This is a genomic window from Bombella sp. ESL0385 (assembly GCF_009725755.1).
Lineage (GTDB): Bacteria > Pseudomonadota > Alphaproteobacteria > Acetobacterales > Acetobacteraceae > Bombella > Bombella pollinis.
Genome location: NZ_WNIJ01000001.1, coordinates 95,817 through 110,050, shown reverse-complemented (window position 1 = coordinate 110,050; position 14,234 = coordinate 95,817). Strand labels below are relative to the sequence as shown.

The following is a 14,234-nucleotide window of genomic DNA, read 5'->3' as shown; positions in this document are numbered from 1 at the left end:
TGCGGCCCGTCTTATTATGTTTTGTCAGCAACCAATAGCTGACATTAATCTCTCATTTATGATTACTAAATCCCTTTTTAAACCGGCTCTGTCGTGACAAACAGCTCCAGCTATGCGAGAATATTTCTCATATTACCTTAGCCATCAGATGAGCGGAGAACCTTCTGATAATGCGTGTCTCGCGTAACTTTGTAATTATCGGCACTTCCCTGCTTGTCTTTATCATCTTTTTAGGGTTGTGGGCTCTCACGCCTCATCGCGTAATTGAGAGCAGCCTTCCACCAGCCGTTACGCATGATGGCGAATTGTTGCGCATCCGTGCCGGTGGCCCGCTTGATGGCCGCTTAACTGTAGAGCCTATTGGTACAGCTCTTACCCCTCATCAAGTTGCTTTGCCTGCACAAATTATTGCAGCACCGGGCCAAACGATAGATATTCACTCCCCTGTTGTTGGGCGCGTGGCGAGTTTGCATGTCCAGACAGGCCAGCATGTCCAAGCGGGCGATAGCCTTGCGACCCTGTATTCTGGCGATTTAGCCCAAGCTTGGTCAGATTCCCGCAAAGCTCAATCCGCCCTGACCCTAGCGCGCAATGCGTATCGCCGTGCGGTAGGTGTTTTGGCCGCCGGGGGGAACGCTGTCAAAGATATGCAATCCGCCCAGAATGACCTTAAACAAGCTGAAGCCGAAGCCCACCGCGCCCAACAAAGGCTACAAGCCCTTGGGACCAATGGAGATGAAGGTTCCCAGCCTCTTATTGCTCCTTTCTCCGGTGTTGTTACGGCAATTTCCACCGGGGTAGGACAAAATGTCACGGATATGACAGCCGCCCTCATGACCATTTCTAACATTGATACAGTGTGGGTTCAGGCAAGTTTGCCAGAGTCTCTCTTACCCATGCTGGGCACAACCATGACGCTAGAGGCCCCCTTCCCCGGCCAAACCTGTAGCGGCCCCGTCACAGCGCAAGACCCGGCCTTCCGCACCGATACACGGCGGATGAACCTCTATTTACGGTGCAACAATCCCCAAGAGCGGCTCCATCCCGGCCAATTTACCACGGCCACACTAAACATCACCCAAAAGGCCCAACCCTTGCTGCCTAAAACAGCCCTTTTGATGGATAATGACCAAATCTCTGTCTTTATTGAGGTCGCACCAAAAACATATCGCAGGCGTTATGTTACCATCAGCTATGAAGAAAGTGATTCTGTCCGTATTCTCTCCGGCCTGACTACGGGTGAACGCGTCATCACCCACGGAGCTATTCTGCTCAATGATTATTAAGGGCCGCTGAGCAGTATGTTTATCGAAAAATTCATCTCATGGTGCTTTTACCATAGTAAGGCGATAGCCTTCCTCACCTTTGCCATGTTCGCAACAGGGATGATCGCGTGGAAGCAACTCCCCGTGGAAGCTTATCCCGACCTCGGTCCTGCAAGCGTGCTTGTCACCACCCAAGTGAATGGCCTTGCTGCTGAGGAGATGGAACATCAAGTCACCACCCCGGTAGAGCGCGAGCTGGCCGCCGTCCCCGGTGTGGTGGAGAGTCGTTCTAGCACCACCTTCGGCCTCTCGCTCATCACGCTTATTTTTGATGATAACGCCGATATTTACCGCGCACGTCAATTAGTCCAAAGCCAACTAGATGGCCTACAGCTCACCGGTGGGGCGCAACCCTCTCTCGGCCCTATCTCCGGCCCTAGTGGGGAGATTTACCGCTACACGGTGGAATCGGACGATCGCGACCTCATGACCATTTCGGACGTGCAACGCTGGGAGATTATCCCTGCCTTACAGCGCGTCCCCGGCGTAGTGAATATTGATAATTTCGGCGGCTTTACGCGGGAATATCAGCTCATTTTAGACCCGCATGCCCTTATTCGTTACGGCATTAGCATCAGCGATGTGATGAACGCCATCCGTAATAGCAATGTCAATGCTGGGGGTGGGCGTGTAACCCGTGGGGAGCAATCTTACATCATCCGTGGTGTGGGGCAGATTCACTCCCTTGATGATATGCGCAATACCGTCATCGGCCATCATGATGGTGTGCCAGTCCTTCTCTCCGAGCTTGGTCATATCGAGTTTGGCCATCAAGTGCGTGAAGGGATGTTGGGCAAAAACGGTAACCCCGATACGATTGAAGGGGTCGTGACCATGCTCCGCGGGGCCAATCCCTCCCAAGTGTTGGATGACCTCCATGCAGAGGTTGATAAGCTCCAAAAACAACTCGCCCCACGGCATATCCGCATTGTTCCTTATCTCGACCGCGATAATCTCGTTAAGTCCACAACCGATAAAGTCAGCGAGACCATTTTAGAGGGGATCGGCCTTGTATTGGTCATCTTGACCTTCTTCCTTGGTTCTCCGCGTAGTGCGGCTATCACAGCGGTAACCATTCCCTTTGCGCTCGCTTTCGCCTTCATCCTTATGCGTGCATGTGGGATGGCCGCTAACCTGTTCTCCCTTGGCGCAGTGGATTTCGGCGTGATTGTTGATGGCGCGATTGTTGTCACAGAGGTCATCCTCCGCCATCGTGAAGATTATCATACAAGGCCGCTCGACCCTTCCGATATTTTGGACATTACCCGCCGAGCGGGACGCGCTATTTTTGCCTCCACGCTCATCATTGTTGTAGCTTATAGCCCTCTCTTTGCCTTTGTTGGGAGTGAGGCCAAAATCTTCCGCCCTATGGCATGGACTGTTAGCTTCGCCCTCCTTGGGGCCTTGCTTTGTGCCCTCTCACTCACCCCGACAATGTCCTTTCTTGCCCTGCGGAAGCCACGGCCCATCTGGCATAATAAGCCACTCGCATGGCTGCATAAAAAATATGATAGATTGCTAGGGTACTTCCTCCATCACCCGACCATTCCTTTCATCAGTGCAGGCGTGGCCTTAGTCGCCGTTATCGCCCTTGGTATCACTACAGGGCGGGAGTTCCTCCCCGACCTGGATGAAGGCGCGCTCTGGCTGCAAATACAAATGCCTACCGGTATCTCACTAGAACAAGGGCAAGAAAAAGCCTCCGAGGTACGCCGTGCTGTGCGTGAGTTCCCAGAGACATCCTATGCCATTACTCAACTTGGCCGCTCTGATGATGGGACAGACCCGTGGACACCGTCTCATATTGAGATGCCTGTTGGCCTAACCCCTTATAATCAGTGGGCAAATGGAGAGACGAAGGCACAATTCATCACCAAATTACGGGCACGGCTGAACAAAATCCCCGGTATTTCCTTCTCTATCAGTCAACCGATTGAAGATAATCTGAGCGACCAGCTCGGCGGGGCGCATAGTCCACTTGTGATGCGCATCTATGGTGATGACCTCACCGGTTTACGCGTTCTTGGTCAGCAGATTGTCAATATCTTATGGCAAGTACAGGGCACAGTGCAGGCGGATATCTTCCAAGAGCCTAAAATCCCTCAAATAGAAATCACGCCAGACCGCCTCAAAGCCGCCCGTTATGGCATTAGCATTAATGATATCAGCGACCTCATTAATAGTGCCATTGGTGATGAACCCCTCACCAGCGTGATTGAAGGTGACCGTTTTTATAACGCAACGCTGCGTGTTGATAATGCCCAACGCTCTAACCTTCAGCTCCTAGGGCAATTACCCTTGATCACGAGTGATGGCAGTGCCGTCCCCTTAGCGGATGTCGCGCGTATTCGCCTCCAAATGGGGGAGAGCAGCATCGCTCATGAAATGGGCCAACGGCAAATTACCCTCCAAGTGGATAATGGCAGCCGCCCCATGTCCCAATATCTCGCGGATGCCCAAAAACTCATCGACCAGAATGTCCATTACGACCCTCAAAAGTTCCGTATCGAATGGGCAGGGACATTCCAACAGGCCCAACGCGCGCAAGTCCGCCTCGTTGCCGCATTGGGGGTTATGTTCGCTGTAATGTTGGGCTTGCTTTATGCGGAGTTCCAAAAGCTACGCCATGCAGTGCTCATCCTCGGCATTGTTCCATTAGCTGCGCTTGGTGGGCTAATCGCGCTGCATGCCCGTGCGGAAACTCTTAATATTGCAACCGCTGTGGGCTTTATTGCTCTCTTTGGTGTGGCCATTCAAAATGGGATCATTATGGTCTCCAACATCAATCGTCATATTAAAGAAGGAATGGGCCTGCGTGATGCCACCCAGCTTGGAGCTGCGGAGCGTTTCCGTCCCGTTTTGATGACCGCTACAGTGGCTAGTGTCGGCATGCTCCCTGCGGCTATGGCTACCGGGGTAGGAACAGACGTACAACGCGGCCTCGCCACGGTTGTTGTTGGCGGGCTTGGTATTGCAACCTTGCTCACCCTTTTCATTCTACCTGTCTGCTTCTGCCGATTGGAGGAGCAGGTCAAACGTCGTGCCCTACGCAATGGGGAGGATGGTTAAATGACCACGCCTTTGCATCAATCTCAACGCCCTCATAAAGGCCAGCGCAATCCTCTTTTGCGGGCTTGTAGTACCCTCGCTTTACTTGCCATGGGGCTGGGCGGGTGCATTGTAGGGCCATCCCCTAAAGACATCCCCCCTCTGCCAGACAAAACCGATTATACAAAAAAGCCAATTACCCAAACGGCAGGCGGAAATAATGCGGCAAAAGATAGCCTCCTGCGGCGGCAGCATTTTACGGCTGGGGCTGATGTTGCAGGTAAATGGTGGGAAGCGTTCCAAAACCCACAACTCAACCAGCTTATTGAGCAAGCTCTTGCTAACAGCCCAACGCTTAAAGCCCAACAGGCAGGCCTAAAGGCTGCATGGGAGCAACGGCGTGTGGAAGGGGCTTCGCTTTATCCGAGTGTGTCCGCGCAGTTCCTCCCCACGCGTAACAAGACTTCCAAAGCCCTCTCCCCTGTGCCAAACAATAATGAGTGGCTCTATAACTTACATACGGCTCAGCTCAATATCGGCTATGTCCCTGACCTCTGGGGGGGATCGCGACTGGCCATCCGTAATGCTAAGGCACAGGCGGATATTCAGCGTTTTCAACTAGAAGCCACAACGCTGACCTTAATCTCTAACCTCGTCAATACCGCCATTACTGAGGCTGGCTTACGCGCTCAAATCCGCGCCAAAGAGATGTTGATCGCCCAGCAAACGGCCATGCTCACCATTAATGGCAATCAAGTTGGCCTTGGCGACCAATCCCGACAGAGCCATCTTTTGCTGCGGGATTCTCTTGCCCAACTTCAAGCGGATTTACCACCGCTGCAAACTCAACTCGCTCAAACACGGGACCAGCTTGCCACCTTGGCGGGCCTCACCCCCAATGCGGACCTTCCTACATTTGAGCTAAAAGATTTCACCCTGCCGGAGGAGCTACCGCTCTCCTTACCCGCGCAGCTGATTCTTCAACGCCCTGATGTAGCCGCAGCGCAAGCGCAAATCCGCTCTGCCGGGGCGCAGCTGGGCATTGCTATTGCAAACCGCCTGCCCAATGTGCAGCTTAGTGCGCTACCGGGTGAGGCTGTTAATAGCATGAGCCAATTATTCAAACCCGGTATGGGCAACTGGATGTTGGCCGCTACCGTCACTCAGCCTATCTTCCAAGGGGGGTCACTCCTCCATGCACAGCGCGAAGCCAAAGCAAACTACACACAAGCCAAAGAGTATTATCAAGCCGCTATTCTCTCCGCTGTGGGAGATGTTGCTGATAGTTTGCACGCGGTGGACCTCGACAGCAAAACCCTCATGGCTGATCAATCCGGTTTAGAGGCTGCAACGCAAGCCCTACGCATTGCAGAAACCCAGCATAGATTAGGCGATAACAGCAAAATTGACCTTGCCCAAGCACGGATGGAAGTCGCCCAAGATGAACTCTCCGTAGCGCAAGATAAGGTGACGCGCCTTTCTGACACGGTCGGGCTTTTCCAATCCCTCGGCGGGGGATGGTGGAACCGCAATGACCTTGGCGTCAGCCGCAAAGAGGCCGATCACCTCTCCACAACATTGGTGCCTTGGTAAACACCTCACATCTCTACCCCCCTATCGCCCTTTGGAACGGGCCTAGGGGGACTAGATAAACGGCCCTCGCACTTACGCAGAGAGCATCTCCAGCACCCAGTTCTCCTCACTCGGGGTTGCTTTTAGGGGGACGGCATTAGGCAAACGGACGTTAATTTCCAACCCCATCGCTGCCCGCAACCCACGAAAGAGAGCCCCATGCGCTACAATCAAGGGTGCGCCAGTGCCACGATCATGCGCGCGATTAAGGGCGGCTATACCGCGTGCCTTGAGCGTTACAAACCGTTCCCCTTGCTCAGGGACAAATGTGCCATTGATCCATGTATTGTACCAATCGCCCATCGGCTTGCCTTCCTGCACACCAAAGCTCACCTCTTGCAAATCAGCATCATCACTTAATGGGAGGGTAATCCCTGTTCGCTGAGCAATCGCCTCGCGCACATGCTCGGCTGTGACAAAAGCGCGCTTTAACGGGGAGGAGACAATATGGGTAAAAGGCCGCTCCCCTTTCTCAAAAAGGTCAGCAAGTTGATGGCCCGCACGCCGAGCTTGCTCTAAGCCAGTCTCATTTAAGGGAATATCTGTCCGCCCTTGGGAGAGGTGGCGAGCATTCCACTCCGTCTCCCCATGCCGAAGAAACCAGAACGGCTTTGTACAAAGCTGTGTCATTACTTAACCCCTCTCCCGCAGCAATCTTAATCAAACAAGGTGGAAACAGAACTCTCATCCGCCACGGCCCGCACAGCCCGCCCTAAAAGATTCGCTGTTGAAATCTGACGGATGTTAGGCGTTGCCTTCAATATCTCTGTGGCGGGGATGCTATCGGTTAATGTCAGCATAGAGAGCGGACTCTTTTGCACACGCTCACAGGCATTGCTTGTGAGCACCCCATGGGTCACATAGGCTTCTACCCCCGCGGCCCCATATTTCATCAACGCCTCAGCCGCATTGCAGAGTGAGCCGCCGCTATCAATAATATCATCGACCAACACGCAAAAACGTCCAGACACATCCCCGATGACATTCATCACCTCAGAGACGCCAGCCCGCTCGCGGCGTTTATCAATAATGGCAAGGTCAACATTCAAACGGCGTGCTAACTGCCGTGCCCGCACCACGCCTCCAACATCGGGAGAGACAACGATGAGGTTATCCATATTAGGATGACGACTTAACAAATCCCGCACAAAAAGCGGGGCTGCATATAGATTATCCGTTGGAATATCGAAAAAGCCCTGAATCTGCATCGCATGCAAATCCATCGTTAAAATACGATTAGCCCCGGCTTCTGTCAGCAAATTAGCCACTAACTTAGCACTAATTGGCGTACGCGGGCCAGACTTACGATCCTGCCGGGCATAGCCGAAATACGGCATCACCGCCGTAACACGCCGTGCCGAGCCGCGCCGTAGCGCATCCAACACGACGAGCAGCTCCATCAGATGATCGTTCGTTGGGGTGCATGTACTTTGGAGGACAAACATATCCTCCCCACGCACATTCTCCTGAATCTCGACAAACACTTCCCCGTCAGCAAAGCGGCGGATAGAGGTCTTGCACAAGGGGATTTCAAGCTCATCAGCCACGGCTTGAGCCAAGGGCATGTTACTGTTGCAGGCGACGATCTTCATGATAGATACTTTTCATAGGAAAGCAGAAGGAACGGGACAGCCCCTTTTATCAGCTTGCCTAGTCAATGTCATGAGCTTACGGCGTAGGGCAGCCACCTGCACGGCCCTTCATTGGTGTGATGGCAACATGGCTGCCCCATAAAGCCTCATCCCCCCTCACAACAGGCACAGCGCATCACATTAATATCATGCCCTCATGTCATTCCGTAAGGAGATAGATACGCTACCGTAACCCTTCTGCTACTTCTTTGCCTCCCCCGCGATGAACCGCTTCATCCCGTCTTTCTCTTTAGAGGCATCCCCTCCTACATCAGATTGCGCCGGGGGGGCTTTACGCTCCCGGCCGGAATAATTGGTGATAATCGTCCGCACCGCTCCTGCGGCTTCTTGCGCGGCGGCCTCGGCAACATCTGCCCATGATTTATCCAAAGAATGTGCTGGCACGTCATGAATCTGCGTTGCCGCACCGGCCTCTTGTCCATCAGGCGTAAGGACATGCCAAATAATCGTCACTTGCTGTTGCGGCCCCGCACTGGGAGGGCCTGCATCAGGCGAATCCTTTAGGCTAACGGTTGTTTTAACAATATAATCCGCCCCCTCATGCTTTGTTTGCACTTTATTATGTGCATCAGGCAACATGGTATAAAAGGCTTGGCCAAGCACCGTATTGCCATCCCCCGGCGCACCTTGGACGCCATCAAAGCAAATACGTGCAGGGCGATTCATCAAGCTCTGCGGGTTATCCATCATCATCCGTGTTTGGATTTCCGTTAGTTGATGAGCAATTTCTGGGGCCATTTGGAGGGCCACTGTATTTAATGCATCAGGGTCCGCACCGCGCCAGCCCGCTTCATCAATAACCGCGCCATAGCCTCTAGCCCTTACTTTGCCATCTGGCCCAACAATCGCATAACGAGGGCGAATACCGCCATTATCGGCCTTCACAGCACCGAGGCGCACCCACCAATCCCCCGGTTGCGGCATTTTTGCTACGGCTGGGATGGACTGCCCAACAAGCGCAATAACCATATCCCGCGCCCACATCGCCGTTGCAGCCCGCCATGGCGCATTCCCTGGCACAGGGACAGGCACCGCCAAACGAGCAGGCGGCAAGTTCGCTTGCACAAGACGTTGCGCTTGGCCACCGGGATTATGCTCAAAAGGCTTATAAACACTCAAACAACCGCCTAACCCTAGGAGAGGCACACATAACCCAGACATAAACAGCGCACGACAAAAGCGCATGGATAACCCACTTTCCCTACAATTTTTGGACAAACCCCACGTCCCCCAATGAGAGATGCGGCTGCAACTTAACGCCCTTTTTCCCCCCTGACTACAGGCGAAAGAGGGATATTCTAATGGCGGATGAGGATGTAATTAATCGTCACATCTAGGTCGAAATGATCGCCCTGCATATCAGGCGGGACAGGCGGTAACTGCGCCCCTTGGAACATCCCAGCCGTTGCCGCATCAAGCGAATAAGAATTAGACGAATCCGTCAAACGCACACGAATAACCTTCCCACTTCGATCAATCACAACATGGACAGAAGATGGCCCTTCCTCCCCATTCTGCGCAGCTTCATCAGGGTAGAACATATGGTTGCGAATCCAACGATCCACCTCACTCCCATAATCAGAGCTAACCCCTTTAACGCTGCTGCGCGTCTTATAGGGGGCGTTGATCTCGCCATTCATGCTGAGCGGGCCAAGGGAGAAATCAACCGGTCCCCCCGTGCCCCCACGGCGGCCCCGCCTACGAGGCTGCGGTGTTGGCTCGCCATCAAAAGAGAGATTCATAGGCCGGGCAAAGGGGTTGGCGTCACTCTGCCGGGTCACAGGATGATGGCTTGGCGTGGCCCGATTATGACGTGGCAAACGCGGAGCCGCTTTGGAGAGCGGATGCTGTGCCGATTCTGCATTCGTCAGCTCCCCCGTAGGCGATGTCGTCAACGATGGAGAGGAGGGCGCATGTGGCACAGGCTCCATCGGTGCGGGGGTGGCTTCTTCCTGACTACTGGGCGGGGGCGCACTGGCCGCCCCACCAACCTCATGCGTTGGCGGGCCTTGCATACTATGTTTAACAGGTGGGGCATCAAACACCATTTCCACCTGCGGTTGCTCCGCCCCGTTCATCGTCCCATGCTTGCCAGCATCCGTCATGGTGACTAGCCAAAAGATAAGCCCATGAACACTAGCCGCCAAAAGCAACGGGCCAATAAGAGGGGGGTCCACCAGCACTTGCGTGCGCCGCATAGGCGTGCGCGCCTCTGTCCGCAATCCCATAGCAGGAGCAGCATAATCACTCAGCCGCTCCCGACGCGTCTGCAAAGAGGCATCCGGCATCGTCACAGGGCTAAAACCCGTTGGCAGCAAGAGGGACAGAAAGCGGCTATCATCATAACCTTTCCCTTGTGCCTCAGAACAACCCATATTGTCATCACCGGAAACACCCTCTAGCCCTACTTTTCTGTAACCTTTAGTAAAAGCAAGCTATGTCTCCTCCCACTCTGCCCGCCTGTTTTGAGCAAGATCGTGCCCTTGCTGCCTTCATCGCACAGATTGGCCCCTGCCGCCTTGCTGAACAAACACGCCCCGACCCACAAACGCAGGACCCTTACGCCTCGCTCATCAAAGCCGTAACGGGCCAGCAGCTTCATAATACCGCAGCACGCACCATCTTTGGCCGCCTCTGCACCCTCGGTCCGCAGCGTGATAAAAACGGCCCACCACCCACGCCAGAGATTTTGCTTACTTTAGATGACGCAACCCTCCGCCAATGTGGCCTCTCTGGTGCTAAAATTGCGAGCCTCCGCGCGATTGCCCAAGGACGGTTAGACGGGATTGTCCCAAGCCTTACCGAGGCTCATAAAATGGATGATGAAACACTCATCACCCAATTAACCACCCTGCGCGGTGTGGGCCGCTGGACAGCGGAAATGATGTTGATGTTCCATCTCCGCCGGCCTGATATTCTGCCAGCGGGGGATTTAGGCGTGCAAGAAGGCTGGCGGCGATTACAAAAGCAGCCTAAACGCCTCACCCCAAAGGCATTAAAAGCAGCCACGATAGCCTTTAGCCCTCATCGCTCCACTTTAGCGTGGTATTGCTGGCAAGCTAAGGAAAGGCTCCCTCCTTCACCATCAGCCACCATCAGCTAACAGCGAATCCCCGCCTCAATAGCAAAAAACCTTGACGTCCTCCCCCCTTGCTCGCACATAATGCGCCGCCATTGCTGGGCTTTTAAAAAAGCCTGCATTTTGTTGACCTCCTTCCTGCAAGGGATATTCATGCCTAAAGAAGATTTGATCGAGTTTACCGGTACAGTGACAGAGCTCCTACCCAATGCCATGTTCCGCGTCACGCTGGATAACGAGCATACCATCCTCGCCCATACGAGCGGTAAAATGCGCAAGAATCGCATCCGTGTTTTGGCCGGGGACCGCGTTAATGTTGAGATGACCCCGTACGACCTCAGCAAAGGCCGCATCACCTTCCGCTTTAAATAAGCGTTTTCATGGCTGCGTCATCTCGGCCTGCCCTTGTGCTGGCCTCCGCCTCCCCGCGCCGTATCGCTCTCCTCCGCCAAATCGGGGTAGAGCCAGATGCCATCTGCCCAGCCAATCTGGATGAGACCCCCCATAAGGGCGAGCTCCCCCGCCCCTATGCGCTCAGGCTTGCCCGCACAAAAGCCACTCATCATGCCCATCAATATGGAAAACCAGCCCTTATCATTGGGGCTGATACGGTTGTGGCCGCTGGGCGGCGCATCCTCCCCAAAGCCGAGGATGAAGAGACAGCCCGCCGCTGCCTCACTCTCCTTTCTGGCCGCCGCCATAAAGTCTTTACCGCCATCGTCTGCCAGCCTACGCCAGAATGGCCAGAAGGCCATTATTGCGAACGCGTGGTCGAGAGCTCTGTGACCTTCAACCGCCTCACCCCTCAGCAGATCGAAGCCCTCATTCACAGGGGGGATTGGCAAGGCAAAGCGGGGGGATATGCCCTCCAAGGGCAAGCGGCGGCTTTTATTCGACAAGTTGGCGGTAGCCCCTCTGGCGTCATTGGCCTTCCTTTATTTGAGATGGTGCAACTCCTGCGGGGCCAACCCCTCCCTGCGGGGCAAAAATGGGTGGATTAATCCCGTTATGGAACTCCGCCTAGCAAGCTCCCCCGGGGAAATCCGAATCGCCTTCCTTAAAGACGACATTCTCCAGGATGCCGCTCTTTGGCGGCCCGGCGCGCCAGATGGCTGGGGGGATGTGCATCTTGTCCGCATTACCGCCCATGCACCTGCCCTTGACGGTGCTTTTGTTGAACTCGCCGGGGAGGCTGGGCCTGCTACCACGCAAACAGGCTTTATAAAGGGACGTAAACTTCCCCCAGAAGGGAGCCTCCTCTGCGGGCAGATTACGCGCGCCGCCCAAAATGGGAAAGGCCTCCGCCTTAAAGTCGCCCCCCTACCAACTGGGATGACACCAGGCCATACACCGCGCCTTTTAAAACGCGGCCCCACCCCTTTAGAGGATATTCTCCAACATACCCCGGCGGACTGCCCTATTTTAGTCGATAATGCCGCCTTGGCCGCACGCCTGCCTGCCACTCTGCACCCGCGTTTAGAGCGTGTTCGCCGTAGTTTTGATGATGTGTTAGAGGCCGATTGGGCCGCTTTATACGCTCCCACGGCCCTTCTTGGCCCCCTCATCGCACATATCACCCCCACCCCTGCCCTCACAGCGATCGATTTAGACGCCCAACAACAGCCCGATTTTGCAGCGAATCTAGCCTGCTTCCCCGCCCTACTCCGGGAGATTAAACTGCGTACCCTCTCTGGCCCGATTCTCATCGACCCCGCCGGTGTACGCAGTGCCAAACGCCCCGCCTTAGTGCCCTTCCTCCACAAAGCGGCCACGCAGGAGCATGACCCACTCTCCCCGCGCATTACCGGCATAACCCCCAGCGGCTTACTAGAGATCACCCGCCCCCGCCGCCGTGCCCCATTGCATGAGCTCCACCACTCCCCGCACGGGCAAGGCCTTGCCATCCTCCAACGCATCCTGACAGAGGGTCTTAAAGGCGAGCAGCTTTTTGCCCCACCAGCCATTATCCATGCGCTAAAAGCCGACCCCATCGCTTTGGATGACCTCTTCCATGCTACTGGCCAACGCCTTACACTCCATAGCCGTCCTCTCCCTCCATCATCATGCTGGAGCCTTTCATGAGCTGCCCTATCTGCCATAAACCAACCCAAACCCGCTTCCGCCCCTTTTGCTCCCAGCGTTGTGCTGATGTCGATTTAGGACGCTGGTTTAAAGGCGCGTATCGTACCCCTTCCTTCCGCCAAGATAATGACCCTGCCGACCTCACCGAGGCAGAAGTCGCAGCCATACGCCTCGCCCAAGAGCCTTCCCCTCAATAAGCCCTGCGGCTTGGCCTCATGCTCATCACACTTTCTTCACCAAAGAGGGTTGATCCCCCCTCATCCATAGGGTAAACCCCTTCCCATAGCCGAGCGGGATTCCTGCTCGGCCCGGTGCCCAAGTAGCTCAGTTGGTAGAGCATGCGACTGAAAATCGCAGTGTCGGTGGTTCGATCCCGCCCTTGGGCACCATTTAATTCCCCTTAAAAATCTTGTTCTAGTGCTTTATGTGCCGCAGGATGGGCATAACAGACATGCTGGGCTTTCTCTTTCCCCTGTCCTCATGCTGCGCTTACCTATCTCCATCAAAGCGTGTCTATGAGGATTCGCCTCTCCACGCTTTAGGAGATGCCCCTTATGACAACGCCTTCAGCCCCCACTATTACCCTTAATGGCACCTCCCTCCCTGCTCTAGGGATGGGCACATGGCGCATGGGCGACAACCCTGCCCACCGAGCAGATGAGATTCGCAGCTTGCAAATGGGGTTAGAGGCAGGCCTAAATATTATTGATACCGCAGAAATGTACGGCCAAGGCCGTGCGGAAGCTGTTATTGGCGAGGCTATAAATGGGCGGCGTGATAAGGCCTTCCTCATCAGCAAAGTTCTCCCCAGCCACGCCTCTTACAAAGGTACGCAAGAAGCGTGCGAACGCTCCCTACGCCATCTGAATACCGATTATTTGGACCTCTATCTCCTCCATTGGCCCAGTGCCATCCCTTTTGAGGAAACACATCGCGCTTTCGAGACCCTTAAAAAACGCGGTCTCATTGGGGGATGGGGTGTCTCAAACTTCGATACGGAGGATATGAAGCCCCTCCTTGCTCATAAGTTCCGCCCCGCAGTTAATCAGATTCTCTATAGTCTCGACTATCGAGGGACGGAATATGACCTCCTCCCCCATAATGAGACAGCGCATATCGTCTCAATGGCTTATTGCCCTATCGGGCAGGGGGGAGCCTTGTTAAAACACCCGCTCCTCCATGAGATTGCCCAACGACATGAGACCACACACGGCCCCGCTACCCCCGCGCAAATTGCCCTTGCATGGGTGTTACGCCGCCAAAATATGATCGCCATCCCCAAAGCAGGCACACCACATCACCAAGCCCTTAACCTCACTGCGCAGGAGATTATCCTCACCCACGCAGATTTACAGGCTCTTGATGCCGCTTTCCCCCCACCACACCGCAAGATACCGCTCGCTGTTATTTAAGTCT

13 protein-coding genes and 1 tRNA gene are annotated in these 14,234 nt (G+C 54.6%); 10 read left to right on the top strand and 4 right to left on the bottom strand.

Translation table 11 applies throughout. The features are described from left to right. The first annotated feature begins 170 nt into the window (after window positions 1-170). From GM557_RS00585 to GM557_RS00575, 3 genes are read left to right on the top strand one after another with little or no spacing between them, the layout of a single operon-like run. Entirely contained in the window at window positions 171-1,286 is a 1,116-nt protein-coding gene (locus tag GM557_RS00585; protein WP_155572543.1) for an efflux RND transporter periplasmic adaptor subunit, read from the top strand. Window positions 1,287-1,301: 15 nt separating this feature from the next. Next, complete coding sequence (locus tag GM557_RS00580; protein WP_155572542.1) at window positions 1,302-4,394, top strand: efflux RND transporter permease subunit; 3,093 nt, start codon at window positions 1,302-1,304, stop codon at window positions 4,392-4,394. Then, on the top strand, window positions 4,395-5,966 hold the full coding sequence (locus tag GM557_RS00575; protein ID WP_155572541.1) for an efflux transporter outer membrane subunit: 1,572 nt from the start codon (window positions 4,395-4,397) through the stop codon (window positions 5,964-5,966). Between the two features lie 72 nt (window positions 5,967-6,038). On the opposite strand, the gene GM557_RS00570 is transcribed toward GM557_RS00575, so the two are convergent. The 4 genes from GM557_RS00570 to GM557_RS00555 all read right to left on the bottom strand — a co-directional run bounded on the left by GM557_RS00570 (window position 6,039) and on the right by GM557_RS00555 (window position 10,032). Further along, window positions 6,039-6,635 carry a histidine phosphatase family protein gene (locus GM557_RS00570; RefSeq protein WP_155572540.1) on the bottom strand — a complete coding sequence of 199 codons (597 nt, stop codon included), beginning with the start codon at window positions 6,633-6,635 and terminating at the stop codon, window positions 6,039-6,041. Window positions 6,636-6,661: 26 nt separating this feature from the next. Then, window positions 6,662-7,597 (bottom strand): ribose-phosphate pyrophosphokinase, encoded by a 936-nt coding sequence (locus GM557_RS00565; protein ID WP_155572539.1) that lies wholly within the window; start codon window positions 7,595-7,597, stop codon window positions 6,662-6,664. Between the two features lie 240 nt (window positions 7,598-7,837). After that, complete coding sequence (locus GM557_RS00560; RefSeq protein WP_196424556.1) at window positions 7,838-8,776, bottom strand: hypothetical protein; 939 nt, start codon at window positions 8,774-8,776, stop codon at window positions 7,838-7,840. 179 nt (window positions 8,777-8,955) lie between these two features. Further along, a complete protein-coding gene (locus GM557_RS00555; protein ID WP_230880552.1) occupies window positions 8,956-10,032 on the bottom strand; it encodes an energy transducer TonB in 1,077 nt (358 codons plus the stop codon). Between the two features lie 62 nt (window positions 10,033-10,094). Here GM557_RS00555 and GM557_RS00550 point away from each other — a divergent pair, with 62 nt between their 5' ends. The 7 genes from GM557_RS00550 (at window position 10,095) to GM557_RS00520 (ending at window position 14,230) form a co-directional block, all read left to right on the top strand. Beyond that, window positions 10,095-10,760 (top strand): DNA-3-methyladenine glycosylase, encoded by a 666-nt coding sequence (locus GM557_RS00550; RefSeq protein WP_155572538.1) that lies wholly within the window; start codon window positions 10,095-10,097, stop codon window positions 10,758-10,760. A 129-nt stretch (window positions 10,761-10,889) separates the two neighbouring features. After that, window positions 10,890-11,108 carry a translation initiation factor IF-1 gene (gene infA, locus GM557_RS00545; protein WP_043559458.1) on the top strand — a complete coding sequence of 73 codons (219 nt, stop codon included), beginning with the start codon at window positions 10,890-10,892 and terminating at the stop codon, window positions 11,106-11,108. Between the two features lie 8 nt (window positions 11,109-11,116). Continuing rightward, the gene (locus GM557_RS00540; protein WP_155572537.1) at window positions 11,117-11,737 is read left to right on the top strand and encodes a nucleoside triphosphate pyrophosphatase; all 621 of its coding nucleotides are present in this window, start codon (window positions 11,117-11,119) and stop codon (window positions 11,735-11,737) included. A gap of 7 nt (window positions 11,738-11,744) precedes the next feature. Next, window positions 11,745-12,818: a ribonuclease E/G gene (locus GM557_RS00535; protein ID WP_155572536.1), complete on the top strand. Its 1,074-nt coding sequence runs from the start codon at window positions 11,745-11,747 to the stop codon at window positions 12,816-12,818. Then, window positions 12,815-13,015, top strand: a complete 201-nt coding sequence (locus GM557_RS00530; RefSeq protein ID WP_155572535.1) for a DNA gyrase inhibitor YacG — start codon at window positions 12,815-12,817, stop codon at window positions 13,013-13,015. The genes GM557_RS00535 and GM557_RS00530 overlap by 4 nt, the downstream gene beginning before the upstream one ends. A gap of 116 nt (window positions 13,016-13,131) precedes the next feature. Continuing rightward, a tRNA-Phe gene (locus GM557_RS00525) sits at window positions 13,132-13,207 on the top strand. A 165-nt stretch (window positions 13,208-13,372) separates the two neighbouring features. Then, the gene (locus GM557_RS00520) at window positions 13,373-14,230 is read left to right on the top strand and encodes an aldo/keto reductase (RefSeq protein ID WP_155572534.1); all 858 of its coding nucleotides are present in this window, start codon (window positions 13,373-13,375) and stop codon (window positions 14,228-14,230) included. Window positions 14,231-14,234: the final 4 nt, after the last annotated feature.

Bases quoted from the DNA above. Each gene is read 5' to 3' on its own strand.
- GM557_RS00585 (WP_155572543.1), top strand. From the start codon at position 171: ATGCGTGTCTCGCGTAACTTTGTAATTATCGGCACTTCCCTGCTTGTC.
- GM557_RS00580 (WP_155572542.1), top strand. From the start codon at position 1,302: ATGTTTATCGAAAAATTCATCTCATGGTGCTTTTACCATAGTAAGGCG.
- GM557_RS00575 (WP_155572541.1), top strand. From the start codon at position 4,395: ATGACCACGCCTTTGCATCAATCTCAACGCCCTCATAAAGGCCAGCGC.
- GM557_RS00570 (WP_155572540.1), bottom strand. From the start codon at position 6,635: ATGACACAGCTTTGTACAAAGCCGTTCTGGTTTCTTCGGCATGGGGAG.
- GM557_RS00565 (WP_155572539.1), bottom strand. From the start codon at position 7,597: ATGAAGATCGTCGCCTGCAACAGTAACATGCCCTTGGCTCAAGCCGTG.
- GM557_RS00555 (WP_230880552.1), bottom strand. From the start codon at position 10,032: ATGGGTTGTTCTGAGGCACAAGGGAAAGGTTATGATGATAGCCGCTTT.
- GM557_RS00550 (WP_155572538.1), top strand. From the start codon at position 10,095: ATGTCTCCTCCCACTCTGCCCGCCTGTTTTGAGCAAGATCGTGCCCTT.
- infA (WP_043559458.1), top strand. From the start codon at position 10,890: ATGCCTAAAGAAGATTTGATCGAGTTTACCGGTACAGTGACAGAGCTC.
- GM557_RS00540 (WP_155572537.1), top strand. From the start codon at position 11,117: ATGGCTGCGTCATCTCGGCCTGCCCTTGTGCTGGCCTCCGCCTCCCCG.
- GM557_RS00535 (WP_155572536.1), top strand. From the start codon at position 11,745: ATGGAACTCCGCCTAGCAAGCTCCCCCGGGGAAATCCGAATCGCCTTC.
- GM557_RS00530 (WP_155572535.1), top strand. From the start codon at position 12,815: ATGAGCTGCCCTATCTGCCATAAACCAACCCAAACCCGCTTCCGCCCC.
- GM557_RS00520 (WP_155572534.1), top strand. From the start codon at position 13,373: ATGACAACGCCTTCAGCCCCCACTATTACCCTTAATGGCACCTCCCTC.